The sequence below is a fragment of the Streptomyces sp. PA03-6a genome (genome assembly GCF_033792765.1).
GTDB lineage: Bacteria > Actinomycetota > Actinomycetes > Streptomycetales > Streptomycetaceae > Actinacidiphila.
In genome coordinates this window covers 1-24,128 of record NZ_JARAVK010000141.1, presented here as the reverse complement: position 1 = coordinate 24,128, position 24,128 = coordinate 1, and the positions used below count along the sequence as shown (strand labels likewise).

At 74.2% G+C, this 24,128-nt stretch carries 23 protein-coding genes; 8 read left to right on the top strand and 15 right to left on the bottom strand.

What is annotated here, in order from left to right:
- From PV350_RS28925 to PV350_RS28885, 9 genes are all read right to left on the bottom strand, one after another.
- Nucleotides 1-332 (bottom strand): 2-oxoglutarate dehydrogenase E1 subunit family protein (locus tag PV350_RS28925; protein WP_500336854.1); only part of this gene is annotated, 332 nt, incomplete at its 3' end.
- Nucleotides 333-536: 204 nt separating this feature from the next.
- On the bottom strand, nucleotides 537-1,634 hold the full coding sequence (locus PV350_RS28920) for a HAMP domain-containing sensor histidine kinase (RefSeq protein ID WP_499513923.1): 1,098 nt from the start codon (nucleotides 1,632-1,634) through the stop codon (nucleotides 537-539).
- Nucleotides 1,631-2,377: a response regulator transcription factor gene (locus PV350_RS28915; RefSeq protein ID WP_431967385.1), complete on the bottom strand. Its 747-nt coding sequence runs from the start codon at nucleotides 2,375-2,377 to the stop codon at nucleotides 1,631-1,633. The genes PV350_RS28920 and PV350_RS28915 overlap by 4 nt, the downstream gene beginning before the upstream one ends.
- Before the next feature lie 61 nt (nucleotides 2,378-2,438).
- Nucleotides 2,439-3,122, bottom strand: coding sequence for a spermidine synthase family protein (locus PV350_RS28910; RefSeq protein ID WP_500336852.1), 684 nt, complete (start codon nucleotides 3,120-3,122; stop codon nucleotides 2,439-2,441).
- A gap of 44 nt (nucleotides 3,123-3,166) precedes the next feature.
- Nucleotides 3,167-3,778, bottom strand: a complete 612-nt coding sequence (locus PV350_RS28905) for a hypothetical protein (RefSeq protein WP_500336850.1) — start codon at nucleotides 3,776-3,778, stop codon at nucleotides 3,167-3,169.
- A gap of 31 nt (nucleotides 3,779-3,809) precedes the next feature.
- On the bottom strand, nucleotides 3,810-5,135 hold the full coding sequence (locus tag PV350_RS28900; protein WP_500336848.1) for a hypothetical protein: 1,326 nt from the start codon (nucleotides 5,133-5,135) through the stop codon (nucleotides 3,810-3,812).
- Nucleotides 5,132-5,917: an ABC transporter ATP-binding protein gene (locus tag PV350_RS28895; RefSeq protein ID WP_500336847.1), complete on the bottom strand. Its 786-nt coding sequence runs from the start codon at nucleotides 5,915-5,917 to the stop codon at nucleotides 5,132-5,134. The genes PV350_RS28900 and PV350_RS28895 overlap by 4 nt, the downstream gene beginning before the upstream one ends.
- Nucleotides 5,914-6,804, bottom strand: a complete 891-nt coding sequence (locus tag PV350_RS28890; protein ID WP_500336845.1) for a zf-HC2 domain-containing protein — start codon at nucleotides 6,802-6,804, stop codon at nucleotides 5,914-5,916. Before PV350_RS28890 ends, PV350_RS28895 begins: the two co-directional genes overlap by 4 nt.
- The gene (locus PV350_RS28885) at nucleotides 6,798-7,364 is read right to left on the bottom strand and encodes an RNA polymerase sigma factor (protein ID WP_499513929.1); all 567 of its coding nucleotides are present in this window, start codon (nucleotides 7,362-7,364) and stop codon (nucleotides 6,798-6,800) included. The genes PV350_RS28890 and PV350_RS28885 overlap by 7 nt, the downstream gene beginning before the upstream one ends.
- Nucleotides 7,365-7,547: 183 nt before the next feature.
- On the opposite strand from PV350_RS28885, the gene lon reads away from it, so the two are divergent.
- Together lon and PV350_RS28875 are read left to right on the top strand one after the other, a co-directional pair.
- Nucleotides 7,548-9,989 carry an endopeptidase La gene (lon, locus tag PV350_RS28880; RefSeq protein ID WP_499513930.1) on the top strand — a complete coding sequence of 814 codons (2,442 nt, stop codon included), beginning with the start codon at nucleotides 7,548-7,550 and terminating at the stop codon, nucleotides 9,987-9,989.
- A 284-nt stretch (nucleotides 9,990-10,273) separates the two neighbouring features.
- Nucleotides 10,274-10,702: a MarR family winged helix-turn-helix transcriptional regulator gene (locus tag PV350_RS28875; RefSeq protein ID WP_500336856.1), complete on the top strand. Its 429-nt coding sequence runs from the start codon at nucleotides 10,274-10,276 to the stop codon at nucleotides 10,700-10,702.
- Between the two features lie 38 nt (nucleotides 10,703-10,740).
- On the opposite strand, the gene PV350_RS28870 is transcribed toward PV350_RS28875, so the two are convergent.
- Nucleotides 10,741-11,586 carry a hypothetical protein gene (locus PV350_RS28870; protein ID WP_500336843.1) on the bottom strand — a complete coding sequence of 282 codons (846 nt, stop codon included), beginning with the start codon at nucleotides 11,584-11,586 and terminating at the stop codon, nucleotides 10,741-10,743.
- 357 nt (nucleotides 11,587-11,943) lie between these two features.
- Here PV350_RS28870 and PV350_RS28865 point away from each other — a divergent pair, with 357 nt between their 5' ends.
- The 5 genes from PV350_RS28865 (at nucleotide 11,944) to PV350_RS28845 (ending at nucleotide 17,391) form a co-directional block, all read left to right on the top strand.
- Nucleotides 11,944-14,538, top strand: a complete 2,595-nt coding sequence (locus PV350_RS28865) for a sensor histidine kinase (RefSeq protein ID WP_500336841.1) — start codon at nucleotides 11,944-11,946, stop codon at nucleotides 14,536-14,538.
- A complete protein-coding gene (locus tag PV350_RS28860) occupies nucleotides 14,538-15,053 on the top strand; it encodes a roadblock/LC7 domain-containing protein (RefSeq protein ID WP_500336839.1) in 516 nt (171 codons plus the stop codon). Before PV350_RS28865 ends, PV350_RS28860 begins: the two co-directional genes overlap by 1 nt.
- Nucleotides 15,053-15,478 (top strand): DUF742 domain-containing protein, encoded by a 426-nt coding sequence (locus tag PV350_RS28855; RefSeq protein ID WP_499513934.1) that lies wholly within the window; start codon nucleotides 15,053-15,055, stop codon nucleotides 15,476-15,478. The genes PV350_RS28860 and PV350_RS28855 overlap by 1 nt, the downstream gene beginning before the upstream one ends.
- Before the next feature lies 1 nt (nucleotide 15,479).
- Nucleotides 15,480-16,082, top strand: coding sequence for a GTP-binding protein (locus PV350_RS28850; protein ID WP_499513935.1), 603 nt, complete (start codon nucleotides 15,480-15,482; stop codon nucleotides 16,080-16,082).
- 73 nt (nucleotides 16,083-16,155) lie between these two features.
- Nucleotides 16,156-17,391: a styrene monooxygenase/indole monooxygenase family protein gene (locus PV350_RS28845; RefSeq protein ID WP_499513936.1), complete on the top strand. Its 1,236-nt coding sequence runs from the start codon at nucleotides 16,156-16,158 to the stop codon at nucleotides 17,389-17,391.
- A gap of 346 nt (nucleotides 17,392-17,737) precedes the next feature.
- On the opposite strand, the gene PV350_RS28840 is transcribed toward PV350_RS28845, so the two are convergent.
- Nucleotides 17,738-18,364, bottom strand: a complete 627-nt coding sequence (locus tag PV350_RS28840) for a DUF4328 domain-containing protein (protein ID WP_500336837.1) — start codon at nucleotides 18,362-18,364, stop codon at nucleotides 17,738-17,740.
- 224 nt (nucleotides 18,365-18,588) lie between these two features.
- On the opposite strand from PV350_RS28840, the gene PV350_RS28835 reads away from it, so the two are divergent.
- A complete protein-coding gene (locus PV350_RS28835) occupies nucleotides 18,589-20,013 on the top strand; it encodes a selenium-binding protein SBP56-related protein (protein ID WP_500336835.1) in 1,425 nt (474 codons plus the stop codon).
- Between the two features lie 13 nt (nucleotides 20,014-20,026).
- On the opposite strand, the gene PV350_RS28830 is transcribed toward PV350_RS28835, so the two are convergent.
- The 4 genes from PV350_RS28830 to PV350_RS28815 form a co-directional block, all read right to left on the bottom strand.
- Nucleotides 20,027-21,046 (bottom strand): zinc-dependent alcohol dehydrogenase family protein, encoded by a 1,020-nt coding sequence (locus tag PV350_RS28830; protein ID WP_499513939.1) that lies wholly within the window; start codon nucleotides 21,044-21,046, stop codon nucleotides 20,027-20,029.
- An 88-nt stretch (nucleotides 21,047-21,134) separates the two neighbouring features.
- A complete protein-coding gene (locus tag PV350_RS28825; protein WP_499513940.1) occupies nucleotides 21,135-21,719 on the bottom strand; it encodes a TetR/AcrR family transcriptional regulator in 585 nt (194 codons plus the stop codon).
- Nucleotides 21,720-21,820: 101 nt separating this feature from the next.
- On the bottom strand, nucleotides 21,821-22,969 hold the full coding sequence (locus tag PV350_RS28820) for a C40 family peptidase (protein WP_500336833.1): 1,149 nt from the start codon (nucleotides 22,967-22,969) through the stop codon (nucleotides 21,821-21,823).
- A 126-nt stretch (nucleotides 22,970-23,095) separates the two neighbouring features.
- Nucleotides 23,096-24,128: chitinase (locus PV350_RS28815; protein ID WP_500336831.1), on the bottom strand; the 1,033-nt coding region annotated here is incomplete at its 5' end.

The window sequence follows — 24,128 nt, the reverse complement described above, 5'->3', positions numbered from 1 at the left end:
GCCTGGGCGACCGGGGCCGGCGCGGCGGCGGGCGTCACGGGTGCCGGGGCCGGAGCGGCCGGTGCGGGGGCAGCGGGCGCGGCCGGAGCGGCCGGAGGCGCTGCGGGGGCCGCCTGAGGCTGGCCCGAGGCGACTGCGGAACCCGTATCCGCTCCCGGCTTGTAATCGGCGAAGAAGTCCCACCAGGCTCGGTCCACCGAGTTCGGGTCCTGGAGGTACTGCTGGTAGATCTCATCGACAAGCCACTCGTTAGGCCCGAAGCCCGCGGCAGGGCCCTGGCCCTGCCCATCGGTTTCGGTCGGGACGCTCGAGCTACTGGGGTGTGGCGACACGGCGGCAACCGCCCTCTTCCGCTTCACAAGGTGATGGACAGCGGAAATAAAGGCTACGCCTACCTGAGCGTTTCCTGCAGGCGGGGAGGCCAGTCGTCGCCTAAGTCACATCGGAAAGGCGGTTTCGGGGCGGAGTTTGGCGGGAATGGGGACCTGAATCGACTGGTCCGGTTGCCTCTGGCAACGTCCGCCCGGGCGGGAGCGTCAAGCCGACGCCGTCGCGGACCCCGGGAGGGTGACGCGAATCCGGCAGCCGCGGGGGGACTCGGCCACCGCGATGCGTCCGCCGTGGAGGTCCACCGCCCAGCGCGCGATCGCCAGTCCCAGCCCGGTCCCGCCGTCCCCCGGTCCCGCGGTGCCGCGGTTGAACCGCTCGAAGACGCGGGTGCGCTCGGCCTCGGGTATGCCGGGGCCCTCGTCCAGGACCTCCAGGTCGAGGCTGCCCGGACCGGTGCCGCGCCGGGCGCGGACGGTGACCCGGCCGCTGGGCGGGCTGTGCTTGACGGCGTTGTCGATCAGGTTGGCGACCACCTGGTGCAGCCGCTCCGCGTCCGCGTACGCGGTCAGCTCCGGCGGTGAGACGTCCAGGTGGAGGTGGACGTCCTTGCGCGCCCGGCCGCCGTGCGCCCTGGCGTCCTTCAGGCCGAGGCCGGCCGTCTTGATCACGGCCGACAGGTACGGCCAGACCTCGAAGCGCTTGGCGTCCAGCGGCACGATGCCGTTGTCCAGGCGGGAGAGGTCCAGCAGGTGGGCGACGAGCAGGCTCAGCCGCTCCGCCTGCTGCAGCGCGGTGCGCATCGTCTCCGTGTCGGCCTCGGAGACCCCGTCGACGACGTTCTCCAGGACCGCGCGGAGCGCCGCGATCGGGGTGCGCAGTTCGTGTGAGACATTCGCCACCAGCTCCTTGCGGTGCCGGTCGACGGCCTCCAGGTCGGCGGCCATCCGGTTGAAGGTCTCGGCCAGTTCGCCGACCTCGTCGCGGCGCACGGCGGTGACCCGCCGGCTGTAGTCGCCGCGCACCATGGCGCCGGCGGCCGAGGTCATCTCGCGCAGCGGCGCGGTCAGCCCGTGCGCCACCAGCTGCGAGATCAGCAGCGAGGCGATGATCGAGAAGATGGTGATGATCCGGATCTCGGTCGCGGAGTGCATCGCCACGAAGACCAGGCCCGTGGTGATCAGCACGGAGGCGAGCACCAGGTACTGCAGCGCCGCCTTGATCGACCGGAAGGGGTCGTACGGCCTCAGCGCGGCCCAGACACGTTCCCGCAGCTTCGGCGGGCGCGGCGCGCTGTAGGGGCTCACGGCGTGGGCGTCTCGAGCGCGTAGCCGACGCCGTGCACGGTACGGATGCGCTCCGCGCCGATCTTCCGCCGCAGCGCCTTGACGTGGCTGTCGACGGTGCGGGTGCCGGAGGCGTCCGCCCAGTCCCAGACCTCGGCCAGCAGCTGCTCCCGGGAGAGCACCGCGCGCGGCTGCTGGGCCAGGCAGACCAGCAGGTCGAACTCGGTCGGGGTGAGGTGCACGTCGGCGCCCCGGACCCGGACCCGCCGCTGGGCGTTGTCGATCTCCAGGTCGCCGAGCTGCATGTTGGCGCCGCGCGGGTCGCGGGCGGCGATCGTGGCGCGCTCCACGCGGCGCAGCAGCACGTGCACCCGGGCGACCAGCTCGCGCAGCGAGAAGGGCTTGGTCATGTAGTCGTCGGCGCCCACGCCGAGCCCGACCAGCATGTCGGTCTCGTCGTCGCGGGCGGTCAGCATCAGCACCGGGACCGGCCGCGAGGCCTGCACGCGGCGGCAGACCTCCAGGCCGTCGTACCCGGGGAGCATGACGTCGAGGACGAGGAGGTCGGGCTGCCAGGAGGCGGCGGTCTCCACGGCGGCGGGGCCGTCGCCCGCGGTGCGGACCTGGAAGCCCTCGGCCCGCAGGCGTACCGCGATGGCGTCGGCGATCGTCGCGTCGTCCTCCACCACCAGCACGCGGCGCTGCGCACCGGGGGTGGCCGCCACCGCTGCGGCGTCGGCGGTCGTCGGCTGTGTGCTGTCCATGTGGGGTCCCCCATGGTCGTTTGCGTTGCGCAGCAGCGTACGGGGCGGGACGGCGACGCGGCTATGCGGGTTTGATTGCCAGGTGCACGACATCCGGAACGCCCCGATTCACCGGGATCTCGATGGTCCGGACCTGCGTGAACTGCGCCGACCGCAAGGCGTCGTCGAACGCGGCGGACGGCTGCGCAGACCATACCGCCAGTACGCCGCCGGGTTCGAGCCGCTCCCTGCAGGCCGCCAGACCCTCCGGTCCGTACAGCCCCCCGTTGCCCTCGGTGACCGTCCAGTCGGGGCCGTTGTCGATGTCCAGGCACAGCGCGTCGTACGTCACGTCCGCCTCCCGCACGTACGCCACCAGATCGCCCTCGACGACGCTCACCCGCGGGTCCTCCAGCGCGTGCTCGGAGAAGTCCGCCAGCGGGCCCGTGTGATGCCAGTCGATCACCGCCCGTTCCCGTTCGGCCACCGCGATCCGCGCCCAGCGCGGCTCGGCCGCCGCCCGCGCGAGCGAGAAACCCACCCCGAGGCCGCCGATCAGCACCGACGGCTCGGCCCGGTCCGCCGGGAGGGCGCCCAGCGCCGCGTCGACCAGCAGTCGTTCCGAGCGGCCGTCGGAGGTGTCCATCAGGAAGGTGCCGTTGGCGATGATCTCGTAGCGCCCGCCGCTGCGCCGGAGCGCGACCTCCCCGTACGGCCCGTCACGACGGTCGAGCGTGACGGGCCGTTCCTCTTCGTTCGCGTCCATGGACCCAGCGTAATGAGATGACCCGCCGGGCCGGACGGGGTTTTTCACCCGCAGCGGCCCGGGGCCGGTCCCCGGACGGCCACCAGGGCGGCGCCGCCCGCGAAGAGGACGGCGGCGGTCGCCCAGGCCGCGGGCTGGGCGCCCGGCTGCATCGACCAGGCCCACACCGCGGCCGCCCCGCCCGGAGTGCGGGGAGCCGCGAGGTAGACGCTGCCGCCGTAGAGCACGGGCGGCAGCCAGCTCAGCCGGGCACCCAGGACGGCGGCGCCCGCGGCCGCGAGGCCGGTGAAGCCGATCACGCCCCGGACCATCGTCGGGGCACCGAAGCGGTCCGGGTCCCCGGGGACCGCCGCGCCCAGCCAGAGCACCGCCGGCCCGGTGAGGGCGATCAGGTGCACGGCCCGCCACCGCCACCAGGGCAGCGGGGCCCCGCGGTCCACCTCCCCGGAGTGGGTGTGGAGGGAGATCCCGGTGACGGCCGCCGCGAGGACCGGGGCGAGGACGACCACCGGGACGCGGGCGCCTGTGCCGAAGAACGGCCGGCTGACCAGCCAGTCCGCGCCCCAGCGGGAGGCGGCGAAGAGGACGGCCAGCGCGGCGGCGGTGCCGGGCAGACCGCGTGAGCGGAGATAGAGGGGCAGAAGGGTCGGCGTCATCGTGAGGGCTCCTCGACGGGTCCGGTGGGGGTCACGGCGCGGGGACTTCGCCGACGTCGCAGGCCCGGACGCCGGCCAGGTAGCGGCCGAACCAGGCGCGGCGGTCGGCGGCCGTCATGGCGCGCAGGCGCTGCGCCCCCGACCGCGCCAGGCGCGCCTGGGCCGGGTCGACGGTGAAGAGGGGACTCCCGAGGCCCAGCCACTCCTGGGCGGCGTACTCGTTGGCGTACGCGCGCGCACCGGCTCGGTCCCTCTCGCATGCGGCCGAGGAGGAGACGGCGTACACGAAGTCCCGGTAGAGCATGCCGTCGTCGCCCAGGCGGCCTCGGAAGACGCCGCCGTACAGCTGGAACCGGACCTCCCCGGGCGGCGCCGTCTCCGGCGATCCCCCCTCGCGGTACCGGACGGGCGCTCCCGGGGCGCCGTCCAGCCGGGCGTCGACGCGGTCCACCACCGCACGCACCGCGGGCAGGGCCGAGCCGTGCGCCGCGCGGACGCACACCGTGGGGGTGCCCTGGTCGCAGACGAGCGCGGACGCGGCGGGGTCGGGCCGCCACAGGTCGGCGCCGCTCCGGTACAGGACGGACGCGGCCGCGACGGCGACGACCAGCGGCAGGACGGCGAGCAACCGCCGCCTGGCGTGACCGGCCAGCAGCGCGGCCGCGGCCGTTCCGGCGAACCACACCGCAGCGAGAGGGGCGGCCCACCACACCGGGGCGTCACCGGAGGGGCCGGCGTACGCGGGGCTGAGTACCGTGGCGCCCGACTCGCCGTAGGCGCCGATGCCGAGCAGCAGATACCCGGCGACCGCGAGCAGCGGTGCCGCGAAGCGCCAGGGCAGTGCCCGCCCCGCCGCGAAGCCGAGCGCGCCCAGAGCCCCGAGCGCCACCGCGTCCGCGGCCGGCCGGTCCCACGCGGGGTGCCCGTGGGACGCGTACGGCAGGACCAGCGCCAGGCACACGCCGACCGCCGCCAGATAGCCCAGCACCGGCCAGGCCATCGAGGGCAGGGCCGCGACCAGCGCCCTGCGCAGCGGCGGCCGCGCGGCCGAGGCGAGCAGGTCGCCGGTGCCGCGCCGCCGTTCGCGTCCGCCCTGCCAGCAGCCGGCGGCGAGGGCGAGCGGACCGCCGAGGAGCAGGCCTGCCTCGCGCAGCGCGCCGTGGAGCACCGCCCAGTCGTCCCCCAGTGAGTACCGCCTGGCCAGGACGGTGACGAGGACGCTGCCGGCCACGGCGGCCCCCGTCCACGCCCCGAAGCCGCGCAGCAGCTCGGTGCGGTGGACACGGTGAACGCGGTGGACACGGGGCGTGGCGGAAGGCGCCGGGGGAGTGGTGGCCAGGGTGCCAGGGGCGCTCATACGGCGGCCTCCCGGACGCCGGAGGCCGCACCGCGGTGACGGCGCAGCGCCGCCGTGTAGCCGCGCTCGATCGGGCTGTCCCCGGCCGCGTCGTCGTCCCCGGCCGCGGCCAGCTCCGCCGCGGTGCCGCGGAAGGCGGCCCGTCCGCCGTCGAGCAGCGTCACGTCCGTGCAGGCGGTGGCCACGTCCTCGACGAGATGGGTGGAGACCAGGACGGTCGCCGTGGTGCCCACTTCCCTGAGCAGGGCGCGGAACTCCACCCGCTGTTCCGGGTCGAGACCGGCGGTCGGCTCGTCGAGCAGCAGCAGGTCGGGGTCGTTGACGATGGCCTGGGCGATGCCGACCCGGCGCACCATGCCGCCGGACAGGGTCCTGATCCTCACGTCGGCGCGCTCGGCGACGCCGACCCGCTCCATCGCGCGGTCGACGGCCGCCGGCACCGCGGCCTTGGGCATCTCCTTCAGCCAGGCCACGTACGCCACGAACTCGCGCACCGTGAAGCCCGGGTAGTAGCCGAACTCCTGCGGCAGGTAGCCCAGGCGCCGCCGGATCGCGGTGCGCCCGGCCTGGGTCGCCGGGTCGTGGCCCAGCAGTTCCAGGCGGCCCGACCGGTACCCGGCCACAGTGGCGAGCACCCGGATCAGCGAGGTCTTGCCGGCGCCGTTGGGGCCGAGCAGCCCGTGGACCCCGCGCCCGATGCGCAGGTCGAGGGCGTCCAGGGCGGTGGTCCGGCGATGTCTCACGGTCAGACCGTCGAGGGAGACGGTCGGCTCGGTCGTCATGGGCGCTCCAGGTGGTCGAAAGCGGTACGGCGAAGGGTCAGGAGAAGGGCACAGGCGGCGCCGGCCGCGGCCCAGGCGGGCTGCGCGGCGGGGGAGAGCAGCAGGGGCGCGGACCCGGGCGGGAGCCCGCAGAGGACGACGGCGCACAGCCAGCCGGCCGTCACCACGGCGGCGGCCCGGTGGCAGCCGGTCCAGCTGCCCAGCGCGAGCGTGGCCGCGGTCAGCACGAGCCCCGGCAGCAGCCACGCCACCGCGCCGCCCGTGCCCGCCAGGACGCCCCCGGCGGCGGTCAGCAGCGGCACGCACACCGCCAGCACGGCTGCGGTGCGCGTGAGCAGCAGCCGCAGCCCCCCGGAGGGTGTCGACGCGGCCAGTTCGTGGGCGGGGTCGCCGTACCTCCCGTACGCGAGGGCCACGCCCACCGGCGGCAGCGCCGGGGCGAGCACCAGAAGCCAGGGGCGTCCCTGCGGCGCCCCGCCCAGACGCGTCAGGGCCACGGCCACCGCCAGCGTCAGCAGCACCGACGCCACCCAGGCCGGACGCAGCGTGCGCGCGGAGCGGACGGCGGCGTGCCAGGGTCGGGCCCCGGCCGCCCGCGCGAGGGGCGGGGCCGGCCGGGGCGCGGTGCCCGTGGCCGCGGTGAGCACCGCGTCCCGGACCTCGGAGAGGACCGCTCCGCCCTCGCCCGCCCTGGCCAGTGAGGAGATCCGGGCGGCGCAGGCCGCACAGGACTCCAGGTGCTTGTCCACCGACCAGGCGGCGGGGTCGGCGAGCGTGCCGTCGGCGTAGGCGGCGGCCGTGCCGTCCGGCACGTGCCAGCCGGTCCGGTCCGCCTGCGGGGTTCCGGGGGTGCGCCACGCGAGGCGTCCCCGGGCGGGGGTCAGCATGCGGCTCCTCCTGCGGTGCCGAGGGCGGCGAGGGCGGAGCGCAGTTCGCGGCGCGCCCGCGAGGCCCGGGTCTTGACGGTGCCTTCGGGTATCCCGAGCAGGCGCGCGGCCTCCCGCGTGGTGAGGCCGTCGATCACGGTCGCCCGCAGGACGGCCCGCAGTTCGGGGGAGATCCGGTCGAGCGCGGCGCCGACGTCGCCGTACTCCAGGCCGGCGAGGACGTGCTCCTCGGCGGAGGGGGTGGTGCCGGGCTCCTCCGCGGCCAGGAGGTCGCGGGTGCCGGCCCGCACCGCGGCACGGCGGGCGTCCGCCAGCCGCCGGGCGGCGATCACCCACAACCAGCCACCCGCGGCCCCGCCGCCGTGGGTGCCCGCCGAGCGCCAGGCCGCCACGAAGGTGTCCTGCAGCACCTCCCGGACGGTCTCCGGGTCCGGGCAGCGCCGCGAGAGCCGGGCGTGCAGCCATCCGGAATGGCGGTCGTACAGATCTGCGAGGGCCTGGGTGTCGCCCCGGGCGATCGCGCGCATCAGCGCGTCGTCTCCGGGCGGCTCGTGGCTCATGGGGCGGAAGAGTCTCACGCCCCTCTATCGCCGCCGCCCCCGCGAACGGTTCTCGGGGGCGGCGGAGGAGGCGCGCGTCCTGCGCCGCGGCCGATCGCTCAGAGCGAACACGGCTCGGGGAACACCAGGGGCATCAGATGCATTGAGTCTGCATAGCTCAACTTGATTGCTTAGGGAGAGATAATGGCTCAGTCGTCTTCGTCGGCGTTCGCGCCGCTCACCCTGCCCGTGCTGCCCCTCGACGACTCGGTGGTCCTGCCCGGCATGGTCGTGCCGGTGGACCTGACCGACGCCGAGGCGCGCGCCGCGGTCGAGGCGGCGCAGGCCGCCCAGCGGTCCGGTCGGCCCGGACTCGGCAACAAGCCGCGGGTGCTGCTCGTTCCCCGGGTGGACGGGGACTACGCCGGCGTGGGCACGCTGGGCACCGTGGAGCAGGTGGGACGTCTGTCGGACGGCGATCCCGGTGCCGTGATCCGCGCGGTGAGCCGCGTGCGCATCGGCGCCGGCACGACCGGCCCCGGCGGCGCCCTGTGGGTGGAGGGCACCGAGCTCTCCGAGACCGCACCGGCCGAGGCCCCCGGCACCGTCGCGGAGCTCATGAAGGAGTACAAGGCCCTGGCCACCAGCTGGCTGCGCAAGCGCGGCGCCTGGCAGGTCGTGGACCGCGTCCAGCAGATCGAGGACGTCTCGCAGCTCGCGGACAACGCCGGCTACTCCGGCTTCCTCACCACCAGCCAGCGCATCGAGCTGCTGGAGACCCTGGACCCGGTCGCCCGGCTGAAGCTGGCCACGCAGTGGCTGCGTGACCACCTGGCCGAGCAGGACGTCGCGGAGACCATCCGCAAGGACGTCCAGGAGGGCATGGAGAAGCAGCAGCGCGAGTTCCTGCTGCGGCAGCAGCTCCAGGCCGTCCGCAAGGAGCTGGCCGAGCTGAACGGCGACCCGGAGGACGAGGCGGACGACTACCGTTCCCGCGTCGAGGCCGCCGACCTGCCCGAGAAGGTGCGCGAGGCCGCCCTGAAGGAGGTCGAGAAGCTGGAGCGGTCCAGTGACGCGTCCCCCGAGGGCAGCTGGATCCGCACCTGGCTCGACACCGTCCTGGAGCTGCCGTGGAACACCACGACCCAGGACGCCTACGACATCCCCGGCGCGCGGGCGGTGCTGGACGCCGACCACGCGGGCCTGGAGGACGTGAAGGAACGCATCACCGAGTACCTGGCCGTGCGCAAGCGCCGCAACGACCGCGGGCTCGGGGTCGTCGGCGGCCGCCGCGGAGGCGCGGTGCTGGCCCTGGTGGGCCCGCCCGGCGTCGGCAAGACCTCGCTCGGGGAGTCCGTGGCCCGCGCCATGGGGCGGAAGTTCGTGCGGGTCTCGCTCGGCGGCGTCCGCGACGAGGCGGAGATCCGCGGGCACCGGCGCACCTACGTCGGCGCGCTGCCCGGCCGGCTGGTGCGCGCCATCAAGGAGGCCGGGTCCATGAACCCGGTGGTCCTGCTGGACGAGATCGACAAGGTGGGCTCCGACTACCGCGGCGACCCGGCCGCCGCCCTGCTGGAGGTCCTGGACCCGGCCCAGAACCACACCTTCCGGGACCACTACCTGGAGGTCGAACTGGACCTGAGCGACGTGGTGTTCCTCGCCACCGCCAACGTCCTGGAGGCCATCCCGGAGCCGCTGCTGGACCGCATGGAACTGGTGCGGCTGGACGGCTACACCGAGGACGAGAAGGTCGTCATCGCCCGTGACCACCTGCTGCCGCGCCAGCGCGAGCTGGCCGGGCTCGGTGAGGACGAGGTGACGGTCGACGACGCGGCCCTGCGCAGGCTGGCCGGGGAGTACACCCGCGAGGCGGGCGTGCGCACCCTGGAGCGTTCGATCGCCCGCATCCTGCGGAAGGTCGCGGCCAAGCACGAACTCGGCGAGCGCGAGCTGCCGTTCACGGTGACCCCGCAGGACCTGCGGGACCTCATCGGGCGGCCGCACCACGTGCCGGAGTCGGCGCAGGACCCGCAGGAGCGGCGCACGGCGGTGCCCGGCGTGTCCACCGGCCTCGCGGTGACCGGCGCGGGCGGCGACGTCCTCTACATCGAGGCTTCGCTGGCCGACCCGGAGACCGGCGGCAGCGGGCTGCAGCTCACCGGGCAGCTGGGCGACGTGATGAAGGAGTCCGCGCAGATCGCGCTCTCCTTCCTGCGCTCGCACGGCGCCGAACTGGAGCTGCCGGTCGGCGACCTGAAGGAGCGCGGCGTCCACCTCCACGTCCCCGCGGGCGCGGTCCCCAAGGACGGCCCGAGCGCGGGTGTCACCATGACCACCGCGCTGGCCTCGCTCCTGTCGGGGCGGCGGGTCCGCACCGACGTGGCGATGACCGGCGAGGTGTCGCTGACCGGGCGCGTGCTGCCGATCGGCGGCGTCAAGCAGAAGCTGCTGGCGGCGCACCGCGCCGGGATCACCACCGTGGTGATCCCCAAGAGGAACGAGGCGGACCTGGACGACGTCCCCGCCGAGGTCCTGGAGAAGCTGGAGGTCCACGCGGTCTCGGACGTCCGGCACGTGCTCAAGCTGGCCCTGGAGCCCGCCGTCACCGGCGCGGACTCCGGGCTGGAAGCCTCGGTCGCGGCCTGAGTCAGGCCCTGACCGGGTGAATGGAGAGCGGCCCCTCCCACGGCCTGAGGAGGGGCCGCTCCCGTGCGTCCGGCAAGCGGCCCACGCGGTGGCGTCCGCGCGGCCGGGCCGTGCGGGGCGGGGACACCGGGCGGGGAAGGGCCCCTGGTCACGCTGTGCGTCCGCGTCTGCGAAATACTGGGGACGCTGTGTGCACGGCGGCCGGATACGACAGGTCTTCACAACGGAAAGCGGGTGACGAGGTGGCCGGAACCGCCGGCTCCCCCGGGGAGGCGGACCCCGTGATGGAGGCGCTCGAACGCGAGCTCACCGTCCTGTTGCGGCGCGCCCGCGCCTCCTCCGGCGAGATGGCCCGCGAGGTCCATCCGGACCTGGAGCCCGCGGCGTACGGGATCCTCGCCAGGCTCGCCGAGACCGGCCCCGAGCGGGCCACCGTGCTCGCCGGCTACTTCGGCGTCGGCAAGGCCACGATGAGCCGTCAACTGCGCGCCATGGAGGTGCTCGGGCTCATCCGGCGCGAACCCGACCCCGCCGACGGCCGGGCCTACCTGGTGCAGCTCACCACGGGGGGCGCCGAGCGCTTCTCACGCGTCCGCACCGCGCGCCGGGCGCGCTACGTCAGCCGGCTCAGCGGCTGGGACCGGGACGAACTGCGGGAACTGGCCCGGCTGCTGGGCCAGCTGAACGACTCGCAGGAGCAGGACGGCGCCTGACCCGCGCGGCCTCCGCCCGGCGCGCGGCAACGCCGTCGTCACCACTGCGCGAACACCGCGGTCGCGTCGTCGCGCGCCTTGCCGCGGGGGAAGCGGGTGCCGTCCGGGTCGGCGGACTCCGCGGCGCGCACGCGCCGCAGGAGCTCCTCGGGGCCGGCCTCGCGCAGCAGGGTGAACGTGCCCTGCCAGTCATGCTCGTGGAAGACCTCGACCAGCCGGGCGGCGCCGTCCGTCAGGGCCGCGACCGCGCGGACCTGCGAGCGCGGCCGGGTGCCCGTGACGGCGCGCTCGGCGACCGCGGGGTCCGCCGCCGCGGTGAAGAAGCCGCCCTCGGCGTTGCGCAGGGCCTCCACCGCCCGCCCGTACTCCGCGGCGGCCTCGGCACGGGCGGCCGTGCCGCGCGGCAGGGCACGCACCGCGGCGCGCAGCGCGGGCACCGGACCGGGCAGCCGGCCCAGCCGGTCGTCGCGCACGTCACCGACGTGACCTGTGGTGTCCTCGATGAGCAACACCGAGTCGGATAGCACCAGATGCTCCACCGTGTCCGCATTCCACCGGACCGCCACCACGGTCGCCTGCGGGGTGCGGCGGTGAGAAAGGTCACAGCTGCCGCGGTGCGCGTCGGCGGTGCGCAGGACGGATTCCGCGAGACACTGCGCCAGGCTCGGGGCCGCGGGCGAAACGGACAGTTCGATCATGGATCCGCCCAGCTCGGCGACGTACCAGGGGACGTCGTGACGGCATCCCGTGGGGCCGTCGGGAGGGGTGACGCCGTCCAGCAGGACCAGTGAACCGCCGCCGCCTGACGCGGGCATGGCCACCGCGACGAAGTCCTCGTTGGGGCGTCCGGGGCTGCCGGGCTCGGTCGCCGTCTCGATGCGCATGCGGCCAGTCTGCAGCAGCCGCCCGGGGGAGCTGTTCGAACCCCGGGGGCGCTCGCCGGGGGTTACCGGTCAGTGAAGGTGCGCATCCTGCCAGGGCGGCGGCTCCGATGCCAGTTCCGGTCCCGGACGGCCGGGGGGCGTGCGCGTAACGATCCAGCCGGGGAGTTGAACGTCAACTTGTCGTTGCGATTCACTCGTTCGGGTGTCGAGGCGGGGGACGCACATCTGCATTCCGGGCCGGCCTGAGAAGGTCGGGACGATGCCGGGATGAGGCCAGACGTTGCCGTGCTCGGCGCTCGGCCGATGTGTCGTCATCTCGGGACCAGTGGACCAGGCGAGACGGGATAGCGAGCACCGGTGCGAACACGACGTAACCCGCGGACCAAGCGCGTACGGCAGAGACTGCTGGGCGCCCTGCTGATCTGCGCCGTCACGGTCCTGGCCGCCTCCGCCCCGGGCGTGGCCACGGGCGTGCGCGATCTGGCCGAGTCCCAGCGGCTGGTTGGCATGGCGCGACTGGAGGCCCAGGCGGTCTCGTTGTCCCACGCCCTGGCCGACGAACGCGACGGCATGGCCGTCTTCGTGGCCGGCGGCCGCTCCACCGAGGGCGGCACGGGCGTCTCCGAGGCCCAGCGGGAGCGGGTCGACCGCCAGGTCCAGGAGGTGCTGACGGCGGCGGCCGACACCGACACCGACGACGCCCCGGCCTTCGCCGACGCGACCGCCGAGGTCGTCCGGCAGCTCGGGGAACTCCCGGCCGTCCGGCAGAAGGTGCTCTCCGGCCCCGGCTCCGCCGAGGCGGCCGTCGCGGCCTACGACCCGGCGATCCGGGCGCTGAACGGGGTCGGCGCCGCCGTCGCCCGCTCGCTGCCCGCCCGCGGCGCCTCCGCCGACACCACCGCGCTGCCCGGACTCGCCCGCGCCGTCGACCAGGCTTCCGTCCAGCGCGGCCTGCTGGTCGGCGCGCTCACCGCGGGCGGCGGGGAGTCCGCCCTGATCGGTGCCGCGCAGACCGCCGCCGTCAGCGAGCGGTCCGCGCTCGCCGACTTCCGCGGCGGGGCCTCGCAGGCCGCGGTCGAGCAGTACGACCAGACGGTCACCGGCTCCGACGTCAACCAGGCCGACAAGCGCCTGAAGCAGCTGCTGAACAGCTCCTCGCTGTCCGCCGCCGACCGCGCGCTCAAGCCGGGAGCGGTCCAGGCGGCGCTCTCCGCGCGGATCGACATGATGCGCGGCGTCGAGTCCTCGCTCGCGGCCGCCGCCGCCGACCGGCTCGCCGCGCTGCGCGACGACGACGTGACGGCCCTCGAACTCCACGTCGCCCTCGCCTCCGTGTGCTTCCTGCTCGTCCTCGGCGTCGGCGTCTCCACGGCCCGCTCCATCACCCGGCCGGCCGCCGCGCTCAATCGCTTCGCCCGCGGGGACGTCCCCGCGGGCGAGCAGGTCAGGATCGTCGGCTCCGACGAGTTCGCGGCGACGGCCCGGGCGGTCAACGCGCTGCGCGCCGAGGTCGCCGGGCTGCGCGAGCGCGTCGCCGCGCAGGACGCCGAACACACCAAGCTCCAGGGCGTACGGGACGCCCTCGCCGCGGAACGCGACCTGCTGCACGGCCGGCAGGAGGCGCTCACCACGCGCCTGGGCAGCCTGCAGGGCAACGTCCACGGCACCTACGTCAACCTGACGCTGCGCACCCTCGGTCTGGTCGAGCGCCAGCTCACGCTGATCGAGCGGCTGGAGGAACTGGTCCACGACCCGGACGAGCTCGCCCAGCTGTTCAAGCTGGACCACCTGGCCACCCGCATGCGCCGCAACAGCGAGAACCTGCTGCTGCTCGCCGGAGCAGAACACGGTCACGCGCAGCCCAAGCCCGTCCCGCTGGTCGACGTGGCGCGCGCCGCGGTCTCCGAGATCGACAAGTACGAGCGCGTCCGCATCCAGCAGCTGCCCGCGGGACGCATCGCCGGCTTCGCCTCCGACGACCTCAGCCACCTGGTCGCCGAGCTCCTGGAGAACGCGGCCGCGTTCTCCCCGCCGGAGACCGAGGTGGAGCTGTCCGGCTGGATGCTGGAGAGCGGCGAGCTGATGCTGTCGGTCGAGGACCAGGGCATCGGCATCCCCACGGTCCGGCTGGACGAGCTCAACGCGCTGCTGACGCAGGCCGAACCCGCGGAGCAGGCCTCCGGCGGCGAGGCCACCGGCATGGGCGTCTACGTCGTCGCCCGGCTCGCCGCCCGGCACGGCATCCGCGTCCAGCTCCGCGACGCCAAGCGCGGCGGCACCACCGCCGTGGTGGTCGTCCCCGCGGCGCTCACCGCGCCGGCGGAGGACCCGGACGGCCCGCAGACCCCCGTGGAGGCGGCCGTCGCGGGCGAGCCGTGGCAGCCGGGCACGGCGCTGCGGAGCGCACGCGCCGAGCAGGCCGGGAAGGCGGCGCGGACGGCACCGGCGGCCGTGGAGCCCGTGACGGAGCCGGCGCCCGATGAGGCGCCCGGACCCGGGGGCGACGCCATCGAGCACGCCCGCGCCGACCAGCCCGCCCCCGCCCCGACACCGGCCCCGGAAACCGGGCCGGCACCGGCCGAAGCCGCCGAGGCGCCCGCTGCACCGCCCGCGGCACCGGCTCCGGCCTCCGTGGAGGTGCCGGACGGCGTGGCGCTGACCGCCAAGGGGCTCCCGCAGCGGGTGCCGCGGTCCACGGGGCTGTCGGGTGAACCGCAGCTCCGTGGGCGGGCCCAGCAGGGCGGCGGGGTGGACCCGGAGGAGCTGCGGCGCAAGCTCGGCGGCTTCGCCCGGGGTCTGCGCGACGGCCGGGCGGAGGCCGAGGCCGAGACGCAGGAGATCCGGCGCGGCCTGCCCGCGCCGAGGGCGGCCGCGGACGCGGCCGCGGCAGAAGGCAGTTCGGGGGGACACCAACAAGTCGAAGCCGAAGGCGTCGAGGAGGCACGCGGTTGATGTCGGCCGGTACGGACACCCAGAGTGAACGGGGCCTGAGCCACGAGGCACGTAGCCTCCAGTGGCTGCTGAGCAATTTCGTGGAGGACGTGCCCGGGGTCCGCTCCGTGGCCGTCGTGTCCTCGGACGGACTGCTGCTGCTGACCTCGGAGCCCGAGGACGAGGCCGACGCGGCTGACGAAGGCGCGGAGGACGGCGCGGGCGGACGCCCCAAGGGCCCGGCGGGCACCTCCGCCGACCTGGCCACGGTGGTCTCCGGCATCGCCTCGCTGACCGACGGCGCCGCGCGCCTGATGGACGGCGGCGGCGTGCGCCAGACGGGGGTGGCGATGGAGAACGGCAGCGTGTTCGTGATGACGATCGGGGACGGTTCGCTGCTCGGCGTCCACGCGGACGCCGAGTGCGACATGAGCGTGGTGGCCTACCACATGGCCCTGTTCGTGGGCCGGGCCGGCCACGTGCTCACCCCGGCGCTCCGCACGGAGCTGCGCCAGGCGATCGAGGGGGGCCGCTGATGCGCCGTCCGGTGATCGCCGCGGCCCGGGCGGCCGCCGTCCTCCCCGTACGGGGTGCCGGGCGCAGGGCCGCCCGGGTGCGCCCGTACGCGCTGACCGGCGGCCGTACGTCCTTCGGCCACGTGCTGCTGGTGGAGACCTTCGTCGCGACGATCGACGCCTCCACCGAACGCAGGGAGCTGACCTCGGGCAGCTGGGCCGAGCGCGTCATGCCGGAGATGCGGGCCATCGTGGAGCTGTGCCGCCGGATGCGCTCGGTGGCGGAGATCTCGGCGCTGCTGCGCATGCCGCTCGGCGTCGTCCGGGTGCTGCTCAGCGACCTGGCCGATCAGGGAAGGATCCGCGTGTACGGGACCGGGCACGGGCCCGGCGCCCCGGATCGCGCACTGCTGGAGAGGGTTCTCGGTGGACTTCGCAGGCTCTGACATGTCGTCCCTCGCGGAAGAAGACGGCCTGCAGGAGTGGCAGCTGGACGTGAGCCAGGCCCCCACCTCGACCAAGATCGTGGTGGCGGGCGGCTTCGGCGTGGGCAAGACCACCTTCGTCGGCACGGTCTCGGAGATCACCCCGCTCACCACCGAGGCGGTGATGACCAGTGCCAGTGAGGACATCGACGACCTCGGGTCCACCCCGGACAAGACCACCACCACGGTGGCGATGGACTTCGGCCGGATCACCCTCGACCGGGAGCTGGTGCTCTACCTGTTCGGCACCCCCGGCCAGCAGCGTTTCTGGTTCATGTGGGACGACCTGGTGCGCGGGGCGATCGGCGCCGTCGTCCTCGCCGACACCCGCCGGCTGGCCGACGCCTTCCCGGCACTGGACTACTTCGAGAGCAGCGGCCTGCCCTACGCCGTGGCGGTCAACCGCTTCGAGGGCACCACCGCCTACGACGAGATCGACGTCCGCGAGGCGCTCGCCGTGCCGGACGAGATCCCGGTGGTGATATGCGACGCCCGCGACCGCCAGTCGGTGATCCAGGTACTGCTGGCCCTGGTCAAGCAGGCCCTCGTCGCCCAGCCGGAGTAGCAGTCTTCCGGCGGGGTCGTGGGGACGCCCGCCGGACGCATCCCAGCCGCACCGTACGAGAGAGCATGCCGCCTTGCGCAAGATACTGATCGTGGGAGCCGGCCAGTCCGGGCTCCAACTGGCCCTGGGCCTGCAGTCCCGGGGATACGAGGTCACCGTCATGTCCAACCGCACGGCGGACGAGATACGCCAGGGGCGTGTCATGTCCACCCAGTGCATGTTCGGCACGGCGCTGGGCCACGAGCGCGACCTCGGCCTCGGCTTCTGGGAGGACCAGACCCCCCGGATCGAGGGCCTGGGGGTCTCCGTCGCCGCCCCCGACGGATCACGGCCCATCGACTGGGTGGGACGCCTCGACGCGTACGCGCAGTCCGTCGACCAGCGGGTGAAGATGGCCGGCTGGCTGGAGACCTTCGTCGAGCGCGGCGGCAAGCTGGTCGTGCACGGCGTGACCGTAGGCGACCTGGACTACTTCTCCCGCGCCTACGACCTGGTGATGGTCGCGGCGGGCAAGGGCGAGCTGGTCTCCATGTTCGGCCGGGACGCCGAGCGTTCCCCGTACGACAGCCCGCAGCGTGCGCTGGCCGTCGCCTACGTGCACGGCCTCGGCCCGCGCCCGGAGCACCCCGACTTCCACGCGGTGCGGCTCAACATGGTGCCCGGCGCCGGCGAACTGATCGTGATCCCGGCGTTCACCACCTCCGGCCCCTGCGACATCCTCTTCTGGGAGGGGCTCCCGGGCGGTCCGCTCGACGTCTTCGGCGGTGTCAAGGACCCGCAGGAACACCTGCGCATCACCCTTGAACTGATGCAGCGTCACCTGCCGTGGGAGTACGACCGCGCCCGTGACGTCGAGCTGACGGACGCCGGCGGCACCCTGGCCGGGCGTTTCGCGCCGGTGGTCCGGCACCCCGTCGCCGAACTGCCCTCCGGCGGGCTGGTGCTGGGCGTCGCCGACGTCGTCGTGGCCAACGACCCGATCACCGGGCAGGGCTCCAACAGCGCCTCCAAGTGCGCGGCCGCCTACCTCGACGCCATCGTCGAGCACGGCGACAAGCCCTTCGACCGGGACTGGATGGAGTCCGCCTTCGCCCGCTTCTGGGCCACCGCCGAGCCGGTGACCAAGTGGACCAACGCCCTCCTCGGCCCGCCGCCGGAGCACATCCTGGGCCTGATCGGTGCCGCCGGGCAGCTGCCGGCGGTCGCGAACCGCTTCGCCAACGGCTTCGACGACCCGTCGGACTACGAGTCGTACTTCTACGACCCCGCGGCGACCTCCGCCTACCTGGCCTCGGCCGCCGGGGCCTGACGGCCTGGGGCCTGTCGTCAAAGTCCCTCCCCCAACCTTCGGCCGGGGGTGCCCCGTCCCGCGGCGCTCCCCCCAGCCGGCGCTGGGAGGTGCCCCCGGGCACGGCACTCCCCCCGGCCTTCGGCCCGGGGAGTCGTCGAATCGTGCGGGTAGCCCACGACGAGGACGACTCTCCGCCTTGCGATGCACCGCACCTGGGGGCACCTCCCAGCGGAGCTGGGGGGAGCCGCGGGGCCCGCCCTCCGGGCGGTGGGGGCACCCCCAGCGAAGCTGGGGGAACTACTTTGACGACAGGCCCCAGCGGCGCCGGCGGTGCACGCCGCCGGCGCCGGACGGCCCGCCGCCCTCAGGCCCGCAGGCGCGACCGCTGCATCGCGGCGAGCCGCAGCACCACGGCGATGCACAGCGCCCCCGCCAGGACGTAGAGCGCGGCGCCGGCCGTCTCCGCCGCGGGCGGGCCCGTGGTGGCGGAGGGGGAGGCGAGGAGCTGCGCCGCCACGAAGAGCAGCCACCACGAGGTCAGCAGCACACTGGTGCGCCGCGGGCGTCCGGGCGGGGAACTGGCGGCCCAGATGTCGTTGATGATCCGCTTGGGCAGGACGAAGCCGACCAGCGGTATCAGCCACGCGCCCGTGGTCCAGCCGCGACGCATCCGGTGGCCGCCGGGCGCCGGCGCCTCGGCGTTCACCCGCATCTGCCACAGCCAGCGCAGGAAGACGACCCCGGTGAGCACGAAGGCGAGATGGCTCAGACCGGTGAGGGCGACGACCTCGTCGCCGCGCGCGAGGGCGGCGGCCGAGCCGCCGGCGGCGCGGTCGAGGAGCAGCCGGGCGACGAGCAGCGCGGCGTTCACCAGCACACAGGTCCCGAGCGCGGCCACGACGACGACGGTCGTCGCCTTCGGGACGAAGACCGGCTCGCCCTCGGCCGGCCGCACGGGCGGGGACATGGCGATGGCGTCGTCGTGGGTCACGAGGCCGCAACCTATTGCCGGCCCCGGCATCCGGTCCAACGCCGCCCGCGTCCCGGCAACCGGGCCCGGCGCCCCGGGTCCCGCCTTGGCACCTCTCCGGGGCTGTGAAACGCTCGTCGTACGGGACATCTGTCCGGCGTCCGCACACAGATCCCGCACGGCCGGGCCCGGTCGTCCGCCGCAAGGCCCCTGGTCCGGGCTCCCGTACGGGAGAGGGAACAGCCATGACGACGACCGAGCACGACCGCGACGGCCACCGTGACCCCACCCTGTACCGCACCCCGGCGGACGCCGTCGCCGCGGCCGCCGAGAAGCTCGCCTACGTCGTCGGGTTCGACCCGGCCGGGGAGCGCCCGGACGCCCTGTTCACCGTCGTCACCGATCCGGGATCCCCGGTGTACGGCCAGGTGGCCGCCCGTGTCGAGATGCCCGACCGGGGCGACGAACTGCACCACTTCGGCTGGAACGCCTGCTCGAGCGCGCTGGCCCACGCCGGCCACCACCACGCCGCGCGGCGCTACCTGATCGTCCCGGGCCTGCGTTCCTCCCGGCTGCACGTCCTCGACACCGGCCCCGATCCCACCCGCCCGCGCCTGGTCAAGGTCGTCGAGGCCGGGGAGCTCGCCGCCAGGGCCGGTTACTCGCGGCCGCACACCCTCCACTGCGGCCCCGACGGGGTGTTCCTGTCCTGCCTCGGCGGCGCGGACGGCGCGGACGGGCCCGGCGGCGTCGCACTGCTGGACCACGAGACCTTCGACGTGCTGCGGGCCTGGGAGAGCGAGCGCGGACCGCAGTCGCTCGCCTACGACGTCTGGTGGCACCTGCGCGAGAACATCGCCGTGACCAGCGAGTGGGGCAGCCCCTCGATGATCGAGGACGGGCTCGTGCCCGAACTGCTGCTGGACCGCCGCTACGGGCACGCGGTGCACTTCTGGGACCTGGACACGGGCCGGCACCTGCAGCGCGTCGACCTGGGGGACGAGAACCAGATGGTGCTGGAGCTGCGCCCCTCGCACGACCCCGAGGCCACCTGGGGGTTCGTGAACACCGTCGTCGACGTCGAGGACCTGTCGGCGTCGGTGTGGCTGTGGACCCGGGAGGGCGGCGACTTCACGGTCCGCAAGGTGATCACCCTGCCCGCCGAGCCCGCCCGGGCGGAGGACCTGCCCCCCGCGCTGCGGCCGTTCGGCGCCGTGCCCCCGTTGATCACCGACATCGACCTGTCGGTGGACGACCGGTGGCTGTACGTCTCCGCGTGGGGGACCGGTGACCTCCACCAGTACGACGTGGGCGACCCGCTCCGGCCGAGGCGGACCGCGTCCGTGCGGCTGGGCGGCATCACCGGCCGGCAGACGCACCCCGCGGAGCCGGACGTCCCGCTGAGCGGCGGAGCGCAGATGGTCGAGCTCAGCCGCGACGGACGGCGGGTGTACGTGACGAACTCCCTGTACGCCGCCTGGGACGCGCAGTTCTACCCCGAGGGCATCGACCCGTGGATGGTCAAGCTCGACGCCGACACCTCACGCGGCGGGCTCCGCGTCGACAGCGGCTTCTTCCCGCACGGCCCGGACTTCCGGGGACTGCGGGTGCACCAGACGCGCCTGGAAGGCGGCGACGCCTCCTCGGACTCGTACTGCTACCGCCGCTGACCGCCGGGCACCGTCACCCGGCGACGTCCACGACGACCTTGCCCCGGCCCTCGCCGCGCTCGACCACGCCGTGCGCCTCGGCGGCCGTGGCCAGGGTGAAGCGGCGCGGGTCGACCAGCGGCCGCAGCGCCCCGGCCTCGGCGAGGGCGGCGGCCTCGCGCAGGATCCCGCCGTGGTGCTCGCGCCCGCGGCCGGTGAGCATCGGCAGCAGCGTGAAGACCCCGGAGTAGCTGGCACCTCGGAAGGACAGCGGCGCGAGGCTGTGGCTGCCCCAGCCGAGGGCGCTCACCACATGGCCGGTGTAGGTGCGCACCGCGGTGAAGGAGGCGTCGAGCGTCTCCCCGCCGACGGTGTCGACGACGACGTCGAAGCCCTCGCCGCCGGTGTGCTCGGCGACGTAGGCGTCGACCGGGGTGGCGGTGCGGTCGATCGGGGTCGCACCGAGAGCGGCGATGGTCTCCAGGCTGCGCGGCGAGCCGGTGGCGAAGACCTCGGCGCCGCGGGCCCGGGCGAGCTGCACGGCCACGTGCCCGATGCCGCCGGCGCCGCCGTGGACGAGCACCTTCTGCCCCTCGTGCACGCCCGCCCGGTCCACCAGGCCCTCCCAGGCGGTGATGAAGACCAGGGGGAGCGCCGCTGCCTGACGCATCGTCAGCGCGGCGGGCTTGCGGGCCAGCAGCCGGGCGTCCACGGCCGCGTACTCGGCCAGCGACCCCTGGAGGTCGCCTACCCCGCCGGTCATGCCGAAGACCTCGTCCCCGGGTGCGAGGCCGGTGACGTCCGCCCCGACCTCCTCGACGACACCGGCCAGGTCGAGGCCGAGCACGGCGGGCGGCCGGGTGCGGGCGTGGGCGGCCTTCCCGGCACTGATCTTGGTGTCCAGGGGGTTCACCCCGGAGGCCGCGATCCGGACCAGCACCTGGCCGGGGCCGGGTGCGGGGGTGCGGATCGCGCCGAGGATCAGGGGGCTGCCGAACTCTTCCAGCAGGACCGCGCGCATGGTGGGGGCCACCGGGGGGCGGGAGGAGGTCATCGGATGTCCTTTCGAACAGACAGGTCTGTTTGATGAGGGTCGAAGGAACGCCCTCGTCCCCATGGTGCGGACGAGGGCGCGGCCGGGATCAGACGGCGGGCGGGCAGGCCCGCTCGACCGCGGCCCGCGCCGCGGCCTTGGCGGCGGCCGGCATCGCCGGGTCCTGTTCGAGCTTGCCCGCGGCCAGGGTGCCGTCGACGAGCAGGGTCAGCTGCAGTGCCAGCTCGTCGGGGTCCGCGGCGCCGGCCGCCTCGGCCAGCCCGCGCACCCATGCCCGCACGGCCCGCTTGTGCACCAAGGTCACCTCGTGCGGCAGGCTGCCCGGCTCGCTCTCCGCGGCGGCGTTGATGAAGGGGCAGCCGTGGAAGCCGTGGCGCTCGTACGAGGCCGAGACGGCGTCGAACAGGCCCACCAACTGCTCGCGGGGATCGTCCCCGGCCGCCAGCGCGGCGGCGCGCAGCCTGCCCCGCCAGGAGTCGTCGACCCTGCGCAGGTACGCGGCGGCCAGTTCGTCCTTGGAGGGGAAGTGGACGTAGAGCGTGGACTTGGCCACGCCCGACTCGGCGATGATCCGGTCGATCCCCACGCCGCGCAGGCCGTGCGCGGCGAACAGCGCCTCGGCCGTGGTCAGTATGCGCTCGCGCGCCGGGGGGCGCTTCGCCGTCGTGGGCATGGTGCTCACCGTGGTCCTCGCCGGGGCCCGGCGGGCCCCTCACGGCAAAACTAACAGACAGGTCTGTCCGATGCCGCTGAGGCCCTGGTCACACCGCGGCCTCAGGAGTTCGAGGCGCCGCCGAGCGGGGTCGGGTCGTGGGCCGACTTGGGGGCGACGGGGGAGACGTAGTGCTTCATCGACGGGTCGTCGGAGTCCGGCCGGACGGCGCCGAGGACCGGGTTGGCGGCGATCGGGGAGATCTTGACGAAGCCGCCCGGGCGCGGGGCCTGGATGACCATGCCGTTGCCGATGTACATCGCCACGTGGGTGGCGCCGGGGAAGTAGACCACCAGGTCGCCGGGGCGCAGCAGGTTGAGCGGGACGTGCGGCAGCTGCTTCCACTGCTCCTGGCTGGTGCGCGGGATGGTGGTGCCCGCGTGCTCCCAGGCCTGCGAGGTCAGGCCCGAGCAGTCGTACGCCTTCGGGCCCTCGGCACCCCAGACGTAGGGCTTGCCGATCTGGGCGTAGGCGAAGCTCAGCGCCCGGTTGCCGGCCTTCGACGGCGCGAGTGCCGTGCTGCCGAGCCGGCCGGACCGCAGGAAGGCCGCCTGCGCCTGGTCGATGCCCTGCTGCTCCAGCTGCTGGAGGTCCTCGATCTGGGCGCCGGTCAGTCCGGCGAGGATCCGTTCGACGTCGGCCAGCTGCCGCTCGATGTCCTCCTTGGCCTCGCGCTGCTTCTCCTCCAGCTGCTCCGAACCGTCCAGCGCGTGCTGCTGGGCCCGGTTGAGCGCGGCGATCCGCTTCTCGCCGTTCTCCAGCTGGGCGACGAGCTCGGCCTGGCTGCCGGCGGCGCGGTCGAGCATGTGCCCCTGGGCGAAGGCGTCCTGCGGGTCCTTGCTGAGCAGCAGGTTGAGGTACGGGGAGACGCCACCGGACTTGTACTGTTCCCGCGCCAGCTGCCCGGCCAGTGCGCGGGCGTCACTGAGCGCGGTGCGCTCCTCGGCGAGCTGGTGGTCGAGGCGGTCGGCCTTGCTCTGGTTCTCGTCGAGCTCGGCCTTGGCCTGGTCGTAGGTCTCGGTGGCCTGCTCGGCCTTGTGGTAGAGGTCCTGCAGCTGCTCCAGCAGCACGACGAGCGTCCGGTCGTCCGGCACCGGATCGTCGGGAGCGGCGTAGGCCTGGGCGGGGATCCCGAGCGCCGCGGCGGCCAGCAGCGTCCCGCAGACGAGTGCCCTGCGCACCCACTCCTTGGGCCGGTGTGCTGCTGACATCCCGTCACCTCCGCCTGTTCCACCGATACGTGCGGGTAGATCCTTACATGATCGGGTCGGCTGCGACAGAGGGACGGGCCGGAACGGGCGGCTCCGCCGGTCGCGGAGCCACCCGTTCGTCCGGCGTCATCCGAAATAGGTGTCGAAGTTCCGCTGGAATTCCCAGTTGCTGTACTTGTCCCAGTTCACGGACCAGGTCATCAGGCCGCGCAGCGCGGGCCAGGTGCCGTGGGTGGTGTAGCCGCCGCAGTTGACCTTCCGGGTAAGGCAGTCGAGCGCCTTGTTCACCTCGGCCGGGGTGGTCCAGCCGTTGCCCGCGTTGCTGCTGGCGGGCAGGCCGACGGCCACCTGCGACGGGGAGAGCGGCGGGAACACCCGGGAGGTGTTGCCCGCGACCGGGAAGCCGGTGAGCAGCATGTCGGTCATGGCGATGTGGAAGTCGGCACCGCCCATCTGGTGGTACTGGTTGTCCAGTCCCATGATCGGCCCGGAGTTGTAGTCCTGGACGTGAAGGAGTGTCAGATCCCCGCGCAGGGCGTGGATCACCGGCAGGTACGCGCCGGCCCGCGGGTCCTGGGCGCCGGCCGGGCCCGGGCCGTAGAACTGGTACCCGAGCTGGACGAAGAAGGTCTCGGGGGCCATGGTCAGCACGAAGGCGCCGCCGTATCTGGCCTTGAGGGTCTTCAGCGCGGAGATCAGGTTGACCACGACCGGGGTGGTCGGGTTCCTGAAGTCGGTGTCACCGGCGTTGAGGGAGAGCGAGTGGCCCTCGAAGTCGATGTCGAGACCGTCCAGTCCCCAGGTGTCGATGATCTTGCCGACGGAGCTGACGAAGGCGTCGCGGGCGGCGGCGGTGGTGAGCTGGACCTGGCCGTTCTGGCCGCCGATGGAGATCAGCACCTTCTTGCCCTGCGCCTGCTTGGCCTTGATCGCGGCTTTGAACTCCGCGTCGGACTCCACGTTCGGGCACTCGGCGACCGGGCAGCGGTTGAAGCGGATGTCGCCGGAGGTGGTGGAGGTGGGCTCGCCGAAGGCGAGGTCGATGTAGTCCCAGCTCGCGGGGACGTCGGCCATGCGGACGTAGCCGGAGCCGTTGGCGAAGCTGGAGTGCAGGTAGCCCACGAGGGCGTGGGAGGACGGCGTCGGATCGGTCGGGGTG